Below are 18,926 nucleotides of genomic sequence, written 5' to 3' on the forward strand. Positions count from 1 at the left end.
AATGAACTAATGTTGATGACAGTATACCTGCATCAATATTAAGTATTACTTATATTTTGTAAATGAAAATGGAGGCTAAGCCCCCATTTTAACTAAACTATGAAAACTAAACGCGATTAAAGTGTGCGTTTAATCTCAACTGTTTCAAATACTTCGATTTGGTCACCAACACGAACATCGTTATAGTTCTTAACACCGATACCACATTCAGTAGAGTTACGAACTTCTGCTACATCGTCTTTAAAGCGACGTAAAGATTCTAACTCACCTTCGTAAATAACTATGTTTTCACGCAATACACGAATTGGTGCTGAACGTTTGATAATACCTTCAGTAACCATACAACCAGCAATTGCGCCAATTTTTGGTGACTTAAATACATCACGTACTTGTGCTAAACCAATGATCTCTTGCTTAAACTCAGGAGCAAGCATACCGCTCATTGCTGCTTTAACTTCGTCGATTAAGGCGTAAATAACGCTGTAGTAACGTAAGTCAATTTTATCAATCTCAATGACTTTACGCGCTGCTGCATCGGCACGAACATTAAAACCAATCACAATTGCGTTAGAAGCCGAAGCTAAAGTTGCATCTGTTTCAGTAATAGCACCAACACCACTACCAATAATGCGTACTTTAACTTCATCAGTAGAAAGCTTAGTTAATGAATCTGAGATGGCTTCAAGTGAACCTTGAACATCAGATTTAAGTACTACATTAACTTCAGAAACTTCACCAGTAGCCATGCTTGCAAACATATTTTCAAGTTTAGCTTTCTGTTGACGCGCAAGTTTCACATCTCGGAATTTACCTTGACGGAATAAAGCAACTTCACGCGCTTTCTTCTCATCTTTAACGACAGTTGCTTCATCACCTGATATAGGTACACCACTTAAGCCAATAATTTCTACTGGAATAGATGGACCTGCAGATTGAATAGTGTTGCCATTTTCATCACGCATAGCACGAACACGACCGTATTCTAAACCACAAAGTACGATATCACCTTGGTTCAATGTACCTTCTTGAACAAGTACAGTAGCCACTGGGCCACGGCCTTTATCAAGTTTAGACTCAACAACCACACCATTAGCCATTTTATCAACAACAGCCGTAAGTTCTAGAACCTCTGACTGTACTAGTATAGCGTCAAGTAGTTCGTCAATACCTAAACCAGTTTTAGCCGATACATGACAGAATTGAACGTCTCCGCCCCACTCTTCAGAAAGTACGCCGTGCTGTGATAACTCACTCTTAACACGATCAGTATCTACACCTTCTTTATCCATTTTATTGACAGCGATGATAATTGGCGCGTCAGATGCTTTAGCATGCTGAATAGCTTCAATTGTTTGTGGCATTACACCATCATCTGCGGCAACAACAATAATAATAATATCTGTTGCTTTAGCACCACGTGAACGCATGGCTGTAAAAGCCGCGTGACCAGGAGTATCAAGGAATGTAATCATTCCGTGCCCTGTTTCTACATGGTAAGCACCGATATGCTGGGTAATACCACCTGCTTCGCCATCAGCTACTTTAGCTTTACGAATGTAATCAAGTAATGACGTTTTACCATGGTCAACATGACCCATAATAGTCACCACAGGTGCACGTGTAATAGCTTCACCAGTATGATCGCGATCTGAAAGTACCGCTTCTTCTAAAGCATTTTCTTTCACTAACACAACTTCACGACCCATGTCTTCAGCAACTAATGCTGCAGTTTCTTGGTCAATCACTTGGTTAATGGTTGCCATAGCACCCATTTTAAACATAGCTTTAACGACTTCAGCGCCTTTAACCGACATTTTGTTCGCTAACTCTGCCACCGAAATTGTTTCGCCAATGCGAACTTCGTTTAGCTTAATTTCAACTGGCTTAGTGAAACCATGCTTTAAGCTTTGAGGTGAAGATAAGCCTGACTTGCCTTTACCTCTAGCATTACGACCGCGGTTATTTCTGTCTTGGCCAGCAGGTTTTTTCTTCTTGCGGCGACGACCACTTTCATCTGCCGAATCACTTTTATCTTCAGCTTCTTGCGCGTATTTAGAAGAGGTTAAATGTACCACTTCTTTTTCTTTCGCTTTACGCTCTGCTTCTTGCTCTTTCCAGCGTGATTCGTTTTCTTCAGCCAGTTTACGTGCTACTTCTGCAGACAAGCGGGCTTCTTCTTCAACTTTAGCGGCTAATTCAGCATCTTGCTGTAAGCGTAATTTTTTCGCTTCTTCAGTTTCAGCTACCACTGGTGCTGGTTTAGCAGCCGACTCTTCAATGTTTTTTGCTTTCGCTACAGCAACTTGCTTAGCTTTAGCGTCTGCTTCAACTTTTGCTTCGGCTTTAGCTTCTGCCTGCACTTCTGCTTTTACAGCGGCTACTGCAAGCGCATTTACTACTTCTTTAGCATCAGCTTCTGCTTTAGCTTTCAAATCGATTTCTGCTTGAATACGTGCTTCTTCAGCAGCTTTCGAATCAACGTCAGCTTGTTGTTGCTCTTCTAAATCGCTACGTTTTACGTAGGTACGCTTTTTACGTACTTCTACTTGAACCGACTTAGCTTTGCTGCCGTGACCTAACACCAAAGTAGACTTTTGCTTACGGCTAAGGGTCATTTTGCTTGGATTAGCGGCTGAGTCACCATGTTGCTTTTTCAAGTGGTCAAGTAATGATTCTTTTTCTTCTTGCGAAACAGAATCAGTTGCCGATTTATTCACGCCAGAGTCAGCCAATTGGCTAACTAAGCGATCCACCGGTGTACCGATCTCTTTGGCAAGTTGTTCTACTGTTACGTTTGCCATCTATATAATTCTCCCGGTGAGTTATTCTTCGTTAAACCAACAAATATTACGTGCAGCCATAATTAGCTCGCCCGCTTTGGTTTCATCTAATTCTTCAATGTCCGATATTTCATCAACACCTTGTTCAGCAAGATGTTCTAATGTTGTAATACCACGACTCGCTAATACAAACGCTAAATGACGCTCTAAACCGGCAAGATTTAATAAATCTTCTGCTGGCTCTGAACTTTCAAGTGTTTCTTCACTGGCTAATGCTTGCGTAGTAATTGCCGCTTTTGCACGTTCGCGCAATTCTTCAACCATGTCTTCATCCATGCCGTCAATATCAAGCATTTCAGCAACAGGTACGTAAGCAATTTCTTCTAACGATGTGAAGCCTTCTTCTACTAACATCAAGGCAAAGTCTTCATCAAGGTCTAGCTTGTCAATAAATAGCGTTAATACTTTATCGTTTTCAGCTTGGTGCTTTTCGTTCATGTCTGCAACGGTCATGACGTTTAGTTCCCAGCCAGTTAATTGGCTAGCTAAACGTATATTTTGACCACTTCGACCAATCGCCATGGCTAAATTGCCTTCTTCAACAGCGATATCCATGGTGTTTTTGTCTTCGTCAACAATGATAGAGGCAACTTCTGCCGGTGCCATTGCATTGATAACATATTGTGCCGAGTTGTCATCATATAAAACGATATCAACACGTTCACCACCTAATTCACTTGAAACGGCTTGTACGCGTGAACCACGCATACCAACACACGCACCCACTGGATCGATGCGTTTATCGTTACTTTTTACAGAAATTTTCGCACGAGAACCTGGGTCGCGAGCTGCGCCTTTGATCTCAAGCATTTCTTCACCAATCTCTGGTACTTCAACACGAAAAAGTTCAATTAACATTTCAGGTTTTGTACGGCTAACAAATAATTGCGCACCACGTGCTTCTGGTTTAATTTCATAAAGTAAACCACGAACGCGATCGCCTGGACGGAAACTTTCACGCGGTAACATGTCATCGCGGTAAATAATCGCTTCTGCATTATTTCCTAAATCTAAAATAACACTGTCACGGCTGGCTTTTTTCACAACACCTGTAATAATTTCGCCAATTTGTTCTTGGTAAGCGTCAACAATAAGACCACGCTCTGCTTCACGTATTTTTTGTACAATAACTTGTTTTGCTGTTTGCGTTGTTACACGGTCAAACTTAACAGATTCGATTTGATCTTCAACATAATCACCAACGTTTAATTCTGGTTCATCATATTGCGCTGCTGCCAAACTAATTTCAGCATACGGGTTTTCCATTGGTGTATCGCTTTCTTCAACGATTAACCAACGACGAAAAGTATCAAATTCACCCGTTGTACGGTCTATACTGACACGAACTAAAATGTCGCCTTCGTATTTCTTTTTTGTCGCTGTTTCTAAAGCGGTTTCCATCGCTTCAAAAATGCTTTCTCGTGGTAGTGCCTTTTCATTAGAAACAGCATCTACAACCAGTAATATTTCTTTACTCATGCTAGTTAGCCTTTCTCAGTATTTTAAATTTATTTACGATGGTTATAAATAAGGTGGGCCTTATCTATGTTACTGATAACAAGTTCATATTCTTCGTTATCAACCATGACAATTAAACTGTCGTTTTCAACAGTAACTAATTTACCTTTGAATTTCCGACGGCCATTCAATGGCATTGAAATTTTTACTTCTACTGTTTCATCAACAACCGCTTCGAAGTGCGCTTTATCAAAAAGCGGGCGATCAAGCCCAGGTGATGAAACTTCTAAGCTATATTCACTACTGATTGGGTCCTCTACATCTAGCATAGCCCCTACTTGACGACTTACTTCAGCACAGTCATCAACATCGATGCCATTTTCATGGTCGATAAATATTCGTAAAACCGAGTGGTTACCCGCGCTATGAAATTCAACGCCTAATAACTCCTTACCCGTTTCTTCAACGGCAGGACGTAACATTGCGGTTAGTTTGTGTTCAAATTTAGCCAATCATTTTCTCCAATTTGGAAGAGTCCAGAAACAAAAAAAGGGCATAAAGCCCAGCGATTTACCTTGCTGCTATTGCACCTTTTCACAAAGTTAAGATACAAAAAAGCCCCATTACGCGGGGCTTATTCACTGAACCCACGATGTAAACCAAGCAATAACTCTCTCGGTTCTGTGTAACAATATCTTAGAAAATTTACCAAATTGCGATAAAAATCTATTCAGTGAAATATTGCTACATTCAAGCTGCGCATATTATATAGAATAGCTATTTTTATAGCAAGTTAATTTTCTTAAACACTATAAGGCTAAAGTAGTAAGATAACCCCGCTCTAGTGAAAAAATTTATTACAAATTTTACTGACATGAGTATAATAATTATTGTGGCATAATCAGATAGTTAGTAAATCACTTCAATTCATGTTAAAAATCATTCGTAACATTTAACTTGTGATCATTACAGCGGGACGTAACGGCATTCTGGAATTATATGTATAGATATTCTCAATTACTTTTAAGAAATTTTCTCTTTGTTTTGGGCTTTGTTGCTAGCACAGCACTTGCCTGTACTTTGCTATTAGCATTTCAAATCTCTGAGCAACAAATTCAACACCAACAGACATTACTCACTTTAGACCAAGAGATGATACTTGGCGACGGTGCAACGTTTGCCAAGCAAGTATCAAAGTTCAACCGTTACCAATTTATCAATATTGCTAATAATGAGGGTACCATCATTATTAATCAGCAACAGAAACCTATGCTATTTGCCGACTTGATACTGGCGCCTATTAGCCAAGTGAAATTGCCTAATTCAGCTTTAACGATACGTTATCAATTAGATGCCAATGATGATGCAGTCTTTTTATATGGGGCGGTATTATCGATGTTTGTATTAAGTGTTTTATTCATTTTTATTGCAACGTCATTTAGCCTTACACGGTATCGTCGATTAACTCAGAATATTTGTGATCAAATAAAGCAAGAACTTAACCTTATCATTTCCGGTCAAGATGACGCTGATGAGGTTAAAGATAATAAAATTTATTTACCTGAAGTTCAGCAATATTTAACTGAACTTAAAACACTGCTTGCTAAAAAAAATAGCGTAACAGCCTTATTAGAAAAAGATGCCTACATCGAACCGGTAACTAAATTAGAAAATCGTAATCGTTTTATTCAATTTTTTGAAAATACAGATAGCCGTTCCGATTTCGGGGTTTTGTCTATTACTCGTTGCTCTGAATTACAAACTATTAATCAAGTTCACGGTTATCATGAAGGTGATAATTATATCCGCAAGGTGGCTGATATTATGAAAAATGCCATCAGTCGATATAGAGGTGCGCAAGTTTTTCGTTTAAATAGTTCTGACTTTGCGACATTAATACCCAATATTAGCTTAAAAAGAGCAGAAACTTTTGCAGCAGACCTAACGGCAAGTTTTAATGAATATCAGTATGCGTCAGATTTAGACTCTATTGGCTATACAGGTTTAGTTTATTTTAATGATAACAAACCATTAAGTGAACTTTTAGCGTTAGCTGATACCGGTATTAGTATCGCCCAAACAAAAAATGTTAATGCTTGGTATGCCCAAACTGACAGTAGCATTTTATACAACAACAGCGCGAGTTATGGCAATCAACATTGGCGGCAAGAAATTGATAGTGTTATTGAAAACCAAAGAATTAAGTTGCTTGTCCAGTCGATTAAACCCAACAGCCCTAACAACCAGATCTACTCAGAAGTTTTAGCTCGTTTTTTAAATAGTAATGACGATATTCTTCCCACCGCTTCTTTTTTCGCTATGGCTGAAAAGCTCGACAAAATTGTTGCTGTTGATCAGATGATTATAGAGGCTGTAATAAAAGAAATTGCTGATAGAAATATGCAAGATCATTTCTTTGGTATTAATATTAGCGCTCGTTCGATAAACGACGGTCATTTCCTTATTTGGCTAGAAAGACGGCTTTTGCGCGATACAGCCATTGCCTCAAAACTGGTGTTTGAAATTACTGAAAGTGGCTTACAGCAAAATATAAAAACCAGCAAAAAATTTATTGATATGATCCATCGGGTTGGCGCCAAAATTACCGTTGAACGTTTTGGTATTGGCTTAACTTCGTTTAAATTCTTTAGAGATTTAAAGCCTGACTTTATTAAAATGGATAGCACTTACACTCGAGATATTGACGAAGACAAAAATAATCAATATTTTATGCGTTTGATGGTAGATTTAGCACACAGATTAAGTGTGAGTGTACTAGCAGAAAGCGTTGAAACCCAAGAAGAAAAATTTATGCTTGAAAAGCTATTTGTCGACGGCTGTCAGGGTTTCTACATCGGTAAGCCTAGAGCTATTTCTTTGGTGTAGTGGCTTAAGTAATCTTAACTAAAGCCACTGAAATACTGTGGCTTTTTATTTTTTCATCGGATTTTAAAAGCCATTAACTTGTGGCTTTATTGTTTAACTTTATTCGCGTTTTTTCACCACAAGTAATTAATGACACATTAAAATGAATACCCTTACGGTTCGTATGTTGTTTATTGCCTGATAAACACGGATAATAGTGCGAATTTCCACAGTAATATATTGATCAAATGACTGATTATCTCTTGCTACTTGTTGGCACAGTATTAGTAAATAACTTTGTCTTGGTTAAATTTCTAGGCTTATGCCCATTTATGGGTGTGTCGTCTCGAACTGAAACTGCCATAGGTATGTCGTTTGCGACAACATTTGTTATGACGCTAGCTTCGTTACTGAGCTACATCGTCAATAGTTATATTCTAGCGCCCTTAGGTTTAGAATATTTAACCACCATGACCTTTATTTTAGTGATTGCTGTTGTCGTGCAATTTACTGAGATGGTTGTGCATAAAACCAGTGCAAACTTATATCGCTTGTTAGGTATTTTTCTGCCACTGATCACCACTAACTGCGCTGTACTTGGTGTTGCGCTATTAAACCTTTATGAGCAGCATAATTTTTTCGAATCTATTATTTATGGTTTTGGCGCCGCTGTCGGCTTTTCTTTAGTATTAATCATGTTTTCAGCTATGCGAGAAAAACTGGCTAATGCCGATGTACCCGCGCCATTTAAAGGCTCAGCTATTGCCATGATCACGGCAGGTTTAATGTCATTAGCATTTATGGGCTTCACAGGATTGGTTAAGTTTTAATGAGTACAATCATCGCAATATTAGTACTGGGTGTTCTTGCCGCCTTATTTGGTGCCTTGTTAGGTTTCGCTTCAGTGCGGTTTAAAGTACAAGGTGATCCACTAGCTGAACAGTTAGATGCACTGCTGCCACAAACACAATGTGGCCAATGTGGTTACCCTGGTTGTAAACCTTATGCAGAAGCCGTTGCTAATGGTGAAGCTATAAACAAATGTGCGCCAGGTGGTGAAGACACCATTAAAAAAATTGCTGAATTAATGGGTGTGGAAGTACAGCCTTTAGATGAAAATCATGAAGCAGATAACTCACCTAAAGTCGCTTTTATTATTGAAGAAGACTGTATTGGCTGTACCAAGTGCATTCAAGCCTGTCCGGTTGATGCCATTATAGGTACAACTAAGCAAATGCACACGATCATTACTGATGAGTGCACGGGTTGCGACTTATGTGTTGCACCTTGCCCAGTAGATTGTATAGAGATGATCTCAGTTGCCACAACAACACAAAACTGGCAATGGGATTTAGATAGTATACCTGTAGTAAAAATAGATTAAGACGAGGTTTGGGTGGAATCGGTAATTGAACGTATAAAACGAGGAAGTTTTTCGCAGTTTCATGGCGGCATACATCCGCCTGAGCAAAAATTTCTCACCTGCTCTAAACCCATTGCTAGTGCGCAAATTCCTGAACAGTTGATTATCCCTATTCGTCAGCATATTGGCCAAGCAGGTAATGTCATGGTCAAAGTCGGTGACAAGGTGCTTAAAGGACAAATGTTAAGTGATTGTGACAGCCCAATGTCGGTGCCGATTCACGCCCCTACGAGTGGTACAATCACGGCCATTAAATCAATGGCAATCCCTCACCCTTCTGGCTTGAGTGAAGCTTGCATTATATTAACACCTGACGGTGAAGACACTTGGAAACAGCGTCATATTTGTCCTGATTTTCACTCATTAAGCAAAACGCAAATATTAGAAAAAATAGCCAATGCAGGTATTTCTGGTATGGGAGGCGCAGGCTTTCCAACACAAGTCAAAGTAAGCACCTTAGCTAAAATAAATTATTTAATTATCAATGCTGCTGAGTGTGAGCCCTATATCACTGCTGATGATTTATTGCTCCAAGAACATAGCCCAACCATTCTAGATGGCATTAAAATTCTTGACCATTTATTAACACCAAAAAACATTCTTATCGGTATCGAAGAAAATAAAACTAAGGCCATTGCAGCCTTAAAAAAAGCCACCGCAGATATTGACCATATCGACGTTTGTGTTATTCCAACGAAATACCCAAGTGGTGGTGAAAAACAACTGATACAAATATTAACCGGTCAAGAAGTCCCTAGTGGCGTTTTACCAAGCTCTCTGGGTATAGTGATGCAGAACGTTGCCACCTGCTTTGCTATTGCTGACGCGGTTATCAATGACACGCCACTGATCAAACGCGTTGTTACCGTTAGCGGCCAAGCGCTAGAAAAACCACAAAATATCTGGGCACTTATTGGCACTCCCGTTGGTTTTTTAACGGCTCAATGTGGCTACAACAATAGTCAAAATAGGCATTTAATCATGGGCGGCCCTATGATGGGCTTTAGTTTACCTCATGATCAAATTCCGGTGATAAAAACCACCAACTGTATCTTAGCGCCTAGTGAAATTGAAATAGCCTCACCCTTTTCGTCAACGAGTAGTAAAGAGGTTGAGTGTATTCGCTGTGGTCAATGTGCTGATGTATGCCCTGCACAATTGCTACCACAAGAATTACTGTGGAGTGCAAAAGCAAAAGATCAAGCACAACTGGCAAAGCTTAATCTATTTGACTGTATTGAATGTGGTGCTTGTGCTTACGTTTGCCCAAGCCAAATCCCTTTAGTGCATTATTATCGTGTTGCCAAAGCTGAAATACGTCAGCAAAAATTACTCGATATCAAAGCCGAAAAAGCCAAAGTTAGATTTGAAGCCCGTAAGCAAAGACTTGAACGCGAAAAAGTTGCCCGAGTAGAAAAACATAAAAAAGCTGCCGAGGCGCGCAAGATCAGAATGAATACAGATACAAGCGCAGCAAAATCAGAAAAATCTGCAGTAGCAGACGCACTTGCTCGGGTAAAAGCAAAAAAAGCTCAAGCCAGCATAAAGCAAAATACTGCTGAAGGTTCTATTACCAGTACTGTCGAAATTACTGCTGAATCAGTTGCGCCAATTAACGATAGTAAGAGCCCGGTGGCCAATGCTATTGCAAGAGCAAAAGCGAAAAAAATAGCACAAAAAAACCAAGCACAAATAGAGTCGTTAGATACGCTGCAAAACAACGAGTCACCAAGCTCATCGCAAGCAGCGCCGGTTGTCATTGATAAAAAAGCTAAGGTTGACGTAGCCATTGCAAAAGAAAAAGCAAACGAAAATAAACCTCAAGCAGAAGCAGAAGCAGAAAAAATATCAAACAGCCCTACTGCTCAAGTTGACACAACAACAAAAGCACTTCTCATTGAGGTAGTTAACTTAGCATCAGTTTCAGATGACAAAGCCACTCAAGCACTAAATAAGAAGGTGAAAGTGGCCGCTGCAATTGCGAAAGCAAAGGCTAAGGCGAAAACTAAAACAGCAGCAAGTTTAGCGGCTGAAACATCGTTTGACCGTACCGAGCCATCAACAACGCCTGCTAACATTGATGTAATGCAATATAGTGATACAGCAGCACAAGTTAAAAATGTTGAAGAAGCGAAAGCAAAAGAATCTCAACAAATATCCAACGCAACATCAAGCTCCATTAAAAGTGAGCAAGACAGTATGCTGGCAACACAAGCGGATATTGCGGCAACTAAAAAAGCGCGCGTAGCGGCAGTAGTTGCTAAAGCAAAGGCGAAAAAACTAGCCGCGTCATCTAACAAATCAACAACTTCAGAGTAATTAAGCACCATGGCCTTTTGGATAGCAAGTTCACCGCACAATCATCAACAAAATGAAACATCAAGCCTAATGAGGCTGGTGATTTATGCCACCATTCCAGGGATATTTGCGCAATGGTACTTCTTTGGCTGGGGTAACTTAATTCATATATCTTTAGCAGTAACAGCTGCAATTATCGCTGAGTTTACCGTACTATCATTAAGAAATAAAAAAATAACGCCCCAGTTATTTGATGGTAGCGCCATATTAACCGCTGTTTTACTGGGTATAAGTTTACCTGCCTTAGCCCCTTGGTGGATATCAGTTATTGGTAGTGTTTTTGCGATTGCACTGGTTAAACAACTCTATGGTGGTTTAGGACATAACCCTTTCAATCCAGCAATGGCGGCCTATGTGATGCTGCTGATTTCATTTCCGCTGCAAATGACTCAGTGGCAACCACCACTATCATTACTGGCTATGGATATACAATTAACTGACACGCTTGCCGTTATTTTTTCTGGCTATACGCCACAAGGTTACTCAGTTGAACAAATTCGTACCCACATCGATGGTTTTACCATGGCGACTCCACTAGATACAGTTAAAACTAATATGACTTTAGGGTTAACGGTAGTTGAGAGTATGCAAGCCCCAAGCATAGGTAAACATTTTGGCGTGGGTTGGGAATGGATCAATGCTGGTTTTCTACTTGGCGGCTTATTTTTATTGAGTAAAAAAGCCATTCCTTGGAGCACACCCGTAAGTTTTCTATTAAGTTTATTTGTTTGTAGTTTCATTGCCTTTATGATTAGTCCTGATAGCAATGCCTCAACTATGTTTCACTGGTTTACTGGCGCAACCATGCTAGGGGCATTTTTTATCCTGACCGACCCTGTTTCTGGTGCAACGAGCGTTAAAGGTCGACTCGTCTTTGGCGCGCTAGCTGGCTTATTAGTTTTTCTGATCAGAAAGTTTGGTGGCTATCCTGATGCTGTCGCCTTTGCCGTTTTACTCTGTAATATGTCCGCGCCTTTAATTGATCAATATACCCGCCCTCGCACTTATGGCCACGACTTAGGAGTGAAAAAATAATGTCGGAGTTAACGCCTGCAATAAGTAAAAACTCAAAAATATTAGCCTTATTCGCGGTAGCCTGTACGGCAACCGTTGCTTTAGTGCAGCTACTGACAGAAGATCGCATTGAACTTCAGTCTCAACAACAATTAATCCAACAATTAAACCAAGTTATTCAAAAAGATAGTCATGATAACGAAATGTTCCGTGACTGTATTATAGCGCCTACGGGCAAGGACACAGAGTTGTTAATCGATGTGATTTACCGTGCGCGATTAAATAACATGCCGACAGCTGCTGCCATTAAAACAGTGGCACCCGATGGTTACAGTGGTAATATCGAATTGTTAATTGCGCTAAACATTGATGGCAGTGTGAGTGGCGTTAGAACATTACTACATAAAGAAACCCCCGGGTTAGGTGATAAAATAGAACTCAGAAAAAGTGATTGGATCACAACATTTGCCGGAAAAAAAGTCTTAGGTAAAAACGATAATCGCTGGGCGGTTAAAAAAGACGGTGGTATGTTTGACCAATTTACCGGAGCTACCATTACCCCCAGAGCTGTAGTAAAAACAGTTAGAAAAACCATTAATTACTTTCAAGCTAATCAAAAAGTCATTTTTAATGCCGCCAGTAACTGTGGAGTGGAACAATGAAAATAAATCCAGAATATAAAGCATTAGCTTGGCAAGGTTTATGGAAAAACAACCCAGGCTTGGTACAGTTGCTTGGCCTTTGTCCCTTATTGGCGGTAACCTCAACGGTTGTTAACGCTTTAGGCTTAGGCATTGCAACCATGTTTGTCCTGATTTGTTCAAACGTCACCGTCTCAGCCATCAGACAATGGGTGCCCAAAGAAATCCGCATTCCAATTTTTGTGCTTATTATTGCCACTTTTGTTACCTGTGTGCAATTGCTGATGAACGCGTTTACTTACGACTTATACCAGTCGTTGGGCATTTTTCTGCCGCTCATCGTCACTAATTGCGCTATTATTGGTCGGGCAGAAGCCTACGCCTCTAAAAATCCCATTAAGCAATCTAGTTTTGATGGCTTAATGATGGGGCTTGGTTTCTTAGCCGTATTAGTTGTCTTAGGGGCAATACGTGAAGTTTTAGGTCAAGGGACATTATTTGATGGCGCAAACCTGCTTTTAGGACAATGGGCCACAGGGTTACGCATAGAAATTTACTCGCTTGATAGCCAGTTTTTATTGATGATATTACCGCCAGGTGCATTTATTGCCATGGGATTTTTAATCGCAGGTAAAAATGTTATTGATCATAAAATAGCACAAGCAAAGCCTAAAAAATTAGAACAAGCTATTGAACGTGTTCGTGTAAACTTTGAAAATTAACTAAGCATACTTAACTAAGCACACTTAAATGAAAAAAATAAAAAATATCTCTGATGAATAAAGAAACACGATTAGCCATGTTAACTCGGTTGCGAGACAAGGATCCGAGTCCAACCACAGAGCTTAATTTCTCCAGTGCTTTTGAGTTATTAATTGCGGTGTTATTATCCGCTCAAGCCACTGATGTCAGTGTCAACAAAGCCACTGACAAACTTTATTCTGTCGCTAATACACCAGAAGCACTGCTTGACCTTGGTCTTGACGGCTTGAAGTCTTACATCAAAACCATAGGTTTATTTAACACCAAAGCGGTAAATACTCTTAAAACCTGTCAAATGATAATCGATTTGCATGGTGGTGAAGTGCCTGAAAATAGAGCGGCTCTTGAAGCCCTACCCGGCGTTGGCAGAAAAACGGCTAATGTTGTACTCAACACAGGGTTTGGTTGGCTAAAAGATAATGAGGGTAAATACTTTATTGCCGTTGATACCCATATCCAACGCGTCGCTAATCGCACTGGCTACGCCAAAGGCAAGACAGTAGAAGAAACAGAAAAAAACATCATCAAACACACGCCAAGAAAAACAGAATTTTTCTTTAATTTACATCATTGGTTAATTCTTCATGGCCGTTACACCTGCATAGCTCGCAAACCAAAATGCGGTTCATGTATTATTGAAGACTTATGTGACTTTAAAGGCAAGACTGAAGACTAAAAGTTTACTTAACCTATTTAAGACCAGTACAAGTGTAATATTAACCATTGAGCTTAAGTGTTTATCGTTAACGCCAGCAGCGAAAGTAAATGAAAACCACCTTGTTAATCCTGCTATGTCTTTTCAACACTTTACTCATAACTTAGCGACTTTTACTGACAAACTACCCCTCCTCAAACTGGCTGCGTGTTAATGACAATCACTTAGCCGCCTGATTTAATTATCTGTAACTTTTGTTTCATAAAATCGATAAACATGCGGTTTTTATTGGGCATATATTTACTTTGCACATACTGCAAACAAATATCTCCGTGATAACTACACTGTAACTGCCAGCCTTTCAATAGCGGGATCAGCCTTCCCGCTTCAAGCCCTCGCTGCGCGGTGTAATCAGGTAAAGAGCCAATACCAAAGCCCTGTTCAATCGCGTCTCGACGCATTTCACTGTGGTTAAGTAAATATGATCCCGTGACTTCTACGGTGGTTTTATGATTTTCATTACTAAATCGCCATCGGTTGTCGGTCATATTTTCGCCTAAGCAAATGCAGGGTAAATCTTTTAAATCATCAGGATGTTTTGGCAGAGCATGCTTGGCTAAAAAATCAGGACTGGCACATAACACCTGTTCAACGCGACCAATGTTAACATTGACCAAAGCTTCAATAGGATAGTCATTAATATGAATCAAAAAATCGACACCGTCATGGATCGGATCTAAAATACGGTCAGTGACTTTTAAATGTAACTGAATGTCTGGATAACATTTTAAAAACTCAACAAAAAGCGGCCGTAATACCTGATTGGCCAGTGATTTTGGTGCCGCCACCCTCAATAATCCACTCACCGTCGATGTGACAGAACGACTAGCATTAACCGCTTTTTCTGCCGACTCAACCATCTGTTTACAGTAATCAAACGTTATTTTTCCTGACTCAGTTAACGCCAGTTGTCGTGTTGTACGCTGTAATAGTTTTATGCCTAACGCCTCTTCTAATCTGCTTATTTGACGGCTGACTGCTGAGGGTGTTACGCCAAGTTTTTTTGCCGCTTTACTAAAATTTCCCTGCTCAACCACAGTGACCAAAATAGCCATATCAGACAATAAAGGCATCAGTTTATTTGTGTCCATTAGGCACAAGTCCTTATACAAATATGTGTATTGTTTAAAATTCCTCATAGATTAACATACATCCGCAGTCATGAGTTGGCTGCTATGAGCATATGTTAAATGATGAGAGGTAAATATGGAGTTGTTAATCAATACGTATATGGCAGAAATTATCACGGTGAGCACCATCGCTATTTTTATGGCTATGTTACCTGGGGCTGATTTTGTGTTAGTGACCCGCACGAGTATCTACAATGGTCGTTTGGCCGGTTTATATATGAGCTTAGGCATGTGTTTATCTGTTTGTATTCATGCCAGTTATTCAATTGCAGGCTTAGCTGTGATAATTGCAAATTCAGCCTGGTTATTTTCTATAATCAAATATTTAGGCGCGGCTTATCTTATCTATATTGCTTGGCAGTTATTAACAACACGCGAGCCTTTACATAATGACCAAAAACATCAAACAGCAGATATTTCGCCCTTTATCGCGCTGCGTCGTGGCTTTACTTGCAACATATTAAACCCTAAAACCTCTATCTTCTTCTTAAGTATTTTTACCCAAGTCGTGTCGGTAGATACCCCATTAATAATGCAAATAAGCTATGGTTTAATCATTATGTTGGCACATTTTATCTGGTACAGCGGTGTTGCTTTACTGTTATCACACCCCAGTATATTGCCTCGCTTTAATCGCCAAAAACAAAAAATTGATAAAGTAGCAGGATTTATCTTGATACTGATTGCGATAAAGCTCAGCCTAATGAGTGCTATTTAAATAAGAGCTACAATTAGCGATCTCAAGACATAGCTAATTGTAGGCTTTCAGACTTAGTTTTTATCAGGATATGGTCAATAAAAACTTCAGGTTTATTTTTGCTCAATACTTATTGTTATACAAAAATTTAATAGTGCAGCGGCAGCTATTAAGTATTAAGGTTCAACGCTCAAAATTCAACATTCAACACTCGATATTTTCCCTCCAAGTGATGACATTATTTAAGTTTTGCTAATTTTTTGATATGTGCCGGTGAAATCCCACAACAGCCACCGATAATAGAGGCACCAGATTTAAGCCAAGATGATGCAAATTCGCTATACGTTTCTGGTGAAACATCATCTCTAATACCAGAAATACCATTATTTTTATTTGCTTCGTGTAGCTCACCAATGGCTGGAAAATTATTAGCGTACACACCCAGCTGAACTTCGTTTTCAATTCCTTGATCTAATAACGCCTGTTTAGCGTTAATAAGTGCGGTCTGCATGACTTCGACACAGCTACAATTAAATAATATTGCCGAAACATTTTGCCCTGCAATTTCGCTAACGGCATCATAAACTGACTCTCCTGAACGTAGAGTCGGCTCGGTGGATATTTCATCTTTAACAGTAAAGGCAATCCAGGTAGGTTTGCCGGTGACAAGAGTGCGAGCCTTGATCATTGTGGCTTCTGCGATAGAAGATATCGTTTCGGCTAGCCATAAATCTACATCAACGTCCTGATTTTTTATTAATAACTCAAGCAAGGGTTGCGCTTGTGCGACTGAAAAAAGATCCGGTCGGTAAGAGCCTAACACTGGCGGAATACAACCCGCGACTAACAAACTTGAATTATCCTCAACACACTCTCGTGCTAACTTAGCGGCTAGTTTAATGAGCCCAGCCCCTTGTTCGTTAAAGCGTTTCTCACCAAGATGAAAAGGCACTAACGCGTAAGTATTGGTGGTGATAATTTCAGCACCGGCCTTTATAAAGCTACGATGCACTTGAGAGATAAAATGAGGCGCCTCAATTAACGCTTGAGCTGACCATTCTGGCTGTTGAAAAGGGCCACCAATACGTTGCAGTTCACGGCCCATACCACCATCAAGAATTATCGGTAATGTAAAGGGTAATGTCATACTAATTCTTTCATCTGTTATCTATAAAATAAGAGCAGAATAACCATGCGATTGGCGTAAAGCAAGCGTAAATGAGACATTGATAAAATTGAATTAGGCTTTGCGTTTTTGGATATTGATCTCTAGTAGCAAGCTACTGACCTAGTCAACTAAAAAACATGCCCTTTCCTACTTAAATCACATGAAAATCATTATACCGGGCATTAGTTAGCCTATTATTTACCGAAAACAGATTGACCTTTAATATCAATAAAGATAAATTGAAAGCGCTTCCAGATACTATAAAAAACTGAAAGATCTAAAAATCATTAACGCTAACTAAACCACTAACAATAAATCACTAAGAATAAATAACTATGAAACTGACTTTACCTTATAACTCAAAAATGAATTCAACAGATTTTATTTATGGTGTTGCTACTGCCTCATTCCAAATCGAGGGCGGTATCGAGCAACGATTACCCTGTATCTGGGATACATTTTGCTCTTTAGAGAACACTATTGTCGATGGTTCAAATGGAGACGTTGCCTGTGATCATTACCATAAATGGCCTCAAGACATCGAAATGATTGAATCTCTCGGCGTTGATGCTTATCGTTTATCTATTTCGTGGGGAAGAGTTGTCAATGAAGATGGCAGTATCAATGCAGCAGGTATCGCATTTTATATTGCCTTGTTAGATAAATTAGTTGAGAAAAAAATTAAATCCTTTGTTACGCTTTATCACTGGGATTTACCACAACACCTTGAAGATAAAGGTGGTTGGTTAAACAGAGAAACGGCTTATGAATTTCAAAAATATACAGAAATAGTGATTAAAGCATTTGGCAATAGAGTGCATTCTTATGCTACGTTAAATGAGCCTTTTTGCAGCGCTTATTTAGGCTATGAAATTGGCATTCATGCACCAGGTATTAAAGGTAAAGAGTTTGGCAAAAAGGCAGCTCATCATTTATTACTTGCTCATGGTTTAGCGATGCAATCACTTAAAAAATTAAGCCCGAACACACTTAATGGCATAGTACTTAATTTTAGCCCTAGCTACCCTGCTTCCGAAAACCCAGCGGATATAGCAGCAACTCAGTTCGCTGATGATTATTTTAATCAATGGTATATAAAGCCTATTTTTGATGCTCAATATCCAGAAATACTGTCGCAACTGCCATTATCACAACATCCTGATATTATTGCAGGTGATATGGACATCATTGCAGAATCTGTTGATTTTTTAGGTATTAATTATTATACACGTGCAATATATCAAGCTGATGAAAATGAAATATTCGCTCAAATTACCCTTAAAGATGTTGCATTGACAGATATGGGTTGGGAAATATATCCATCAGGGTTTTCTGATTTATTGATTTCTTTACATGCCAAATACACCTTACCTCCTATTTATATCACCGAAAATGGTGCCGCAATGCCTGACAGCATCAAAGATGGCAAAGTAGAAGATGCTCACCGAGTCGCTTATTACCAAAGCCATCTTAACGCGGTCAATACAGCCATTGAATCGGGTGTCGACATCAGAGGTTACTTTGCTTGGAGTTTAATGGATAATTTTGAATGGGCTGAAGGCTATTTAAAAAGGTTTGGTATTGTCTATGTCGATTATCAAAGCCAAGAAAGAACAATAAAAGCCAGTGGTTATGCCTATCGTGATTTAATCAATCAACGAAAAAATAATAATAACAATAATTTACTTAATAGTTAATTGAAAAAACAATACTTTAAATACCACTGTTATTAAAAGAAATATTGTTTTCATATGATACCAAGAACGCTGTTTTAGCGTGTTTACACACTATACTTTAAATATAATTGAACAACTTAAAGTGTCATTGCATATAAAATAAGAAGAATATTAACTTT

General features: G+C 39.2%; 15 protein-coding genes. 10 read left to right on the forward strand and 5 right to left on the reverse strand.

Annotated features, from left to right (window positions below; translation table 11 throughout):
- Positions 1-116: 116 nt before the first annotated feature.
- The 3 genes from infB to rimP are packed head-to-tail and all read right to left on the reverse strand — an operon-like array spanning position 117 to position 4,810.
- Positions 117-2,801, reverse strand: coding sequence for a translation initiation factor IF-2 (infB, locus tag H4J59_RS09945; protein WP_182238992.1), 2,685 nt, complete (start codon positions 2,799-2,801; stop codon positions 117-119).
- A 21-nt stretch (positions 2,802-2,822) separates the two neighbouring features.
- The gene (nusA, locus tag H4J59_RS09950) at positions 2,823-4,319 is read right to left on the reverse strand and encodes a transcription termination factor NusA (protein WP_182238993.1); all 1,497 of its coding nucleotides are present in this window, start codon (positions 4,317-4,319) and stop codon (positions 2,823-2,825) included.
- Positions 4,320-4,348: 29 nt separating this feature from the next.
- Positions 4,349-4,810 (reverse strand): ribosome maturation factor RimP, encoded by a 462-nt coding sequence (gene rimP, locus H4J59_RS09955; protein WP_182238995.1) that lies wholly within the window; start codon positions 4,808-4,810, stop codon positions 4,349-4,351.
- Between the two features lie 487 nt (positions 4,811-5,297).
- On the opposite strand from rimP, the gene H4J59_RS09960 reads away from it, so the two are divergent.
- The 8 genes from H4J59_RS09960 (at position 5,298) to nth (ending at position 14,037) form a co-directional block, all read left to right on the forward strand.
- Complete coding sequence (locus H4J59_RS09960) at positions 5,298-7,184, forward strand: EAL domain-containing protein (protein WP_182238997.1); 1,887 nt, start codon at positions 5,298-5,300, stop codon at positions 7,182-7,184.
- Between the two features lie 227 nt (positions 7,185-7,411).
- A complete protein-coding gene (rsxA, locus tag H4J59_RS09965; RefSeq protein ID WP_081153075.1) occupies positions 7,412-7,993 on the forward strand; it encodes an electron transport complex subunit RsxA in 582 nt (193 codons plus the stop codon).
- The gene (rsxB, locus tag H4J59_RS09970; RefSeq protein WP_182238999.1) at positions 7,993-8,547 is read left to right on the forward strand and encodes an electron transport complex subunit RsxB; all 555 of its coding nucleotides are present in this window, start codon (positions 7,993-7,995) and stop codon (positions 8,545-8,547) included. The genes rsxA and rsxB overlap by 1 nt, the downstream gene beginning before the upstream one ends.
- Before the next feature lie 12 nt (positions 8,548-8,559).
- Positions 8,560-10,905 carry an electron transport complex subunit RsxC gene (gene rsxC / locus H4J59_RS09975; protein WP_182239001.1) on the forward strand — a complete coding sequence of 782 codons (2,346 nt, stop codon included), beginning with the start codon at positions 8,560-8,562 and terminating at the stop codon, positions 10,903-10,905.
- Between the two features lie 9 nt (positions 10,906-10,914).
- On the forward strand, positions 10,915-11,979 hold the full coding sequence (rsxD, locus tag H4J59_RS09980) for an electron transport complex subunit RsxD (RefSeq protein WP_182239003.1): 1,065 nt from the start codon (positions 10,915-10,917) through the stop codon (positions 11,977-11,979).
- Positions 11,979-12,620 carry an electron transport complex subunit RsxG gene (gene rsxG, locus H4J59_RS09985; protein WP_182239006.1) on the forward strand — a complete coding sequence of 214 codons (642 nt, stop codon included), beginning with the start codon at positions 11,979-11,981 and terminating at the stop codon, positions 12,618-12,620. Before rsxD ends, rsxG begins: the two co-directional genes overlap by 1 nt.
- Complete coding sequence (locus tag H4J59_RS09990; protein ID WP_182239008.1) at positions 12,617-13,321, forward strand: electron transport complex subunit E; 705 nt, start codon at positions 12,617-12,619, stop codon at positions 13,319-13,321. Before rsxG ends, H4J59_RS09990 begins: the two co-directional genes overlap by 4 nt.
- Before the next feature lie 53 nt (positions 13,322-13,374).
- On the forward strand, positions 13,375-14,037 hold the full coding sequence (nth, locus tag H4J59_RS09995) for an endonuclease III (protein ID WP_182239010.1): 663 nt from the start codon (positions 13,375-13,377) through the stop codon (positions 14,035-14,037).
- Positions 14,038-14,240: 203 nt separating this feature from the next.
- Here nth and H4J59_RS10000 read toward each other — a convergent pair whose 3' ends face one another.
- Positions 14,241-15,167, reverse strand: a complete 927-nt coding sequence (locus H4J59_RS10000; RefSeq protein WP_182239012.1) for a LysR family transcriptional regulator — start codon at positions 15,165-15,167, stop codon at positions 14,241-14,243.
- 115 nt (positions 15,168-15,282) lie between these two features.
- Here H4J59_RS10000 and H4J59_RS10005 point away from each other — a divergent pair, with 115 nt between their 5' ends.
- Positions 15,283-15,924: a LysE family translocator gene (locus tag H4J59_RS10005; protein ID WP_182239014.1), complete on the forward strand. Its 642-nt coding sequence runs from the start codon at positions 15,283-15,285 to the stop codon at positions 15,922-15,924.
- A gap of 217 nt (positions 15,925-16,141) precedes the next feature.
- Here H4J59_RS10005 and H4J59_RS10010 read toward each other — a convergent pair whose 3' ends face one another.
- The gene (locus H4J59_RS10010; protein ID WP_182239016.1) at positions 16,142-17,050 is read right to left on the reverse strand and encodes a homocysteine S-methyltransferase family protein; all 909 of its coding nucleotides are present in this window, start codon (positions 17,048-17,050) and stop codon (positions 16,142-16,144) included.
- 356 nt (positions 17,051-17,406) lie between these two features.
- Between H4J59_RS10010 and H4J59_RS10015 the strand changes: the two genes are divergently transcribed.
- Positions 17,407-18,768 (forward strand): GH1 family beta-glucosidase, encoded by a 1,362-nt coding sequence (locus H4J59_RS10015; protein ID WP_182239018.1) that lies wholly within the window; start codon positions 17,407-17,409, stop codon positions 18,766-18,768.
- The last annotated feature ends 158 nt before the right edge of the window (positions 18,769-18,926 follow it).

This window comes from Colwellia sp. MB02u-10, from assembly GCF_014077185.1.
Lineage (GTDB): Bacteria > Pseudomonadota > Gammaproteobacteria > Enterobacterales > Alteromonadaceae > Cognaticolwellia.

Excerpts from the sequence above, each read along its gene's own strand:
- infB (WP_182238992.1), bottom strand. The coding sequence starts at position 2,801 with ATGGCAAACGTAACAGTAGAACAACTTGCCAAAGAGATCGGTACACCG.
- nusA (WP_182238993.1), bottom strand. The coding sequence starts at position 4,319 with ATGAGTAAAGAAATATTACTGGTTGTAGATGCTGTTTCTAATGAAAAG.
- H4J59_RS09960 (WP_182238997.1), top strand. The coding sequence starts at position 5,298 with ATGTATAGATATTCTCAATTACTTTTAAGAAATTTTCTCTTTGTTTTG.
- rsxA (WP_081153075.1), top strand. The coding sequence starts at position 7,412 with ATGACTGATTATCTCTTGCTACTTGTTGGCACAGTATTAGTAAATAAC.
- rsxB (WP_182238999.1), top strand. The coding sequence starts at position 7,993 with ATGAGTACAATCATCGCAATATTAGTACTGGGTGTTCTTGCCGCCTTA.
- rsxD (WP_182239003.1), top strand. The coding sequence starts at position 10,915 with ATGGCCTTTTGGATAGCAAGTTCACCGCACAATCATCAACAAAATGAA.
- rsxG (WP_182239006.1), top strand. The coding sequence starts at position 11,979 with ATGTCGGAGTTAACGCCTGCAATAAGTAAAAACTCAAAAATATTAGCC.
- H4J59_RS09990 (WP_182239008.1), top strand. The coding sequence starts at position 12,617 with ATGAAAATAAATCCAGAATATAAAGCATTAGCTTGGCAAGGTTTATGG.
- nth (WP_182239010.1), top strand. The coding sequence starts at position 13,375 with ATGAATAAAGAAACACGATTAGCCATGTTAACTCGGTTGCGAGACAAG.
- H4J59_RS10000 (WP_182239012.1), bottom strand. The coding sequence starts at position 15,167 with ATGGACACAAATAAACTGATGCCTTTATTGTCTGATATGGCTATTTTG.
- H4J59_RS10005 (WP_182239014.1), top strand. The coding sequence starts at position 15,283 with ATGGAGTTGTTAATCAATACGTATATGGCAGAAATTATCACGGTGAGC.
- H4J59_RS10010 (WP_182239016.1), bottom strand. The coding sequence starts at position 17,050 with ATGACATTACCCTTTACATTACCGATAATTCTTGATGGTGGTATGGGC.
- H4J59_RS10015 (WP_182239018.1), top strand. The coding sequence starts at position 17,407 with ATGAAACTGACTTTACCTTATAACTCAAAAATGAATTCAACAGATTTT.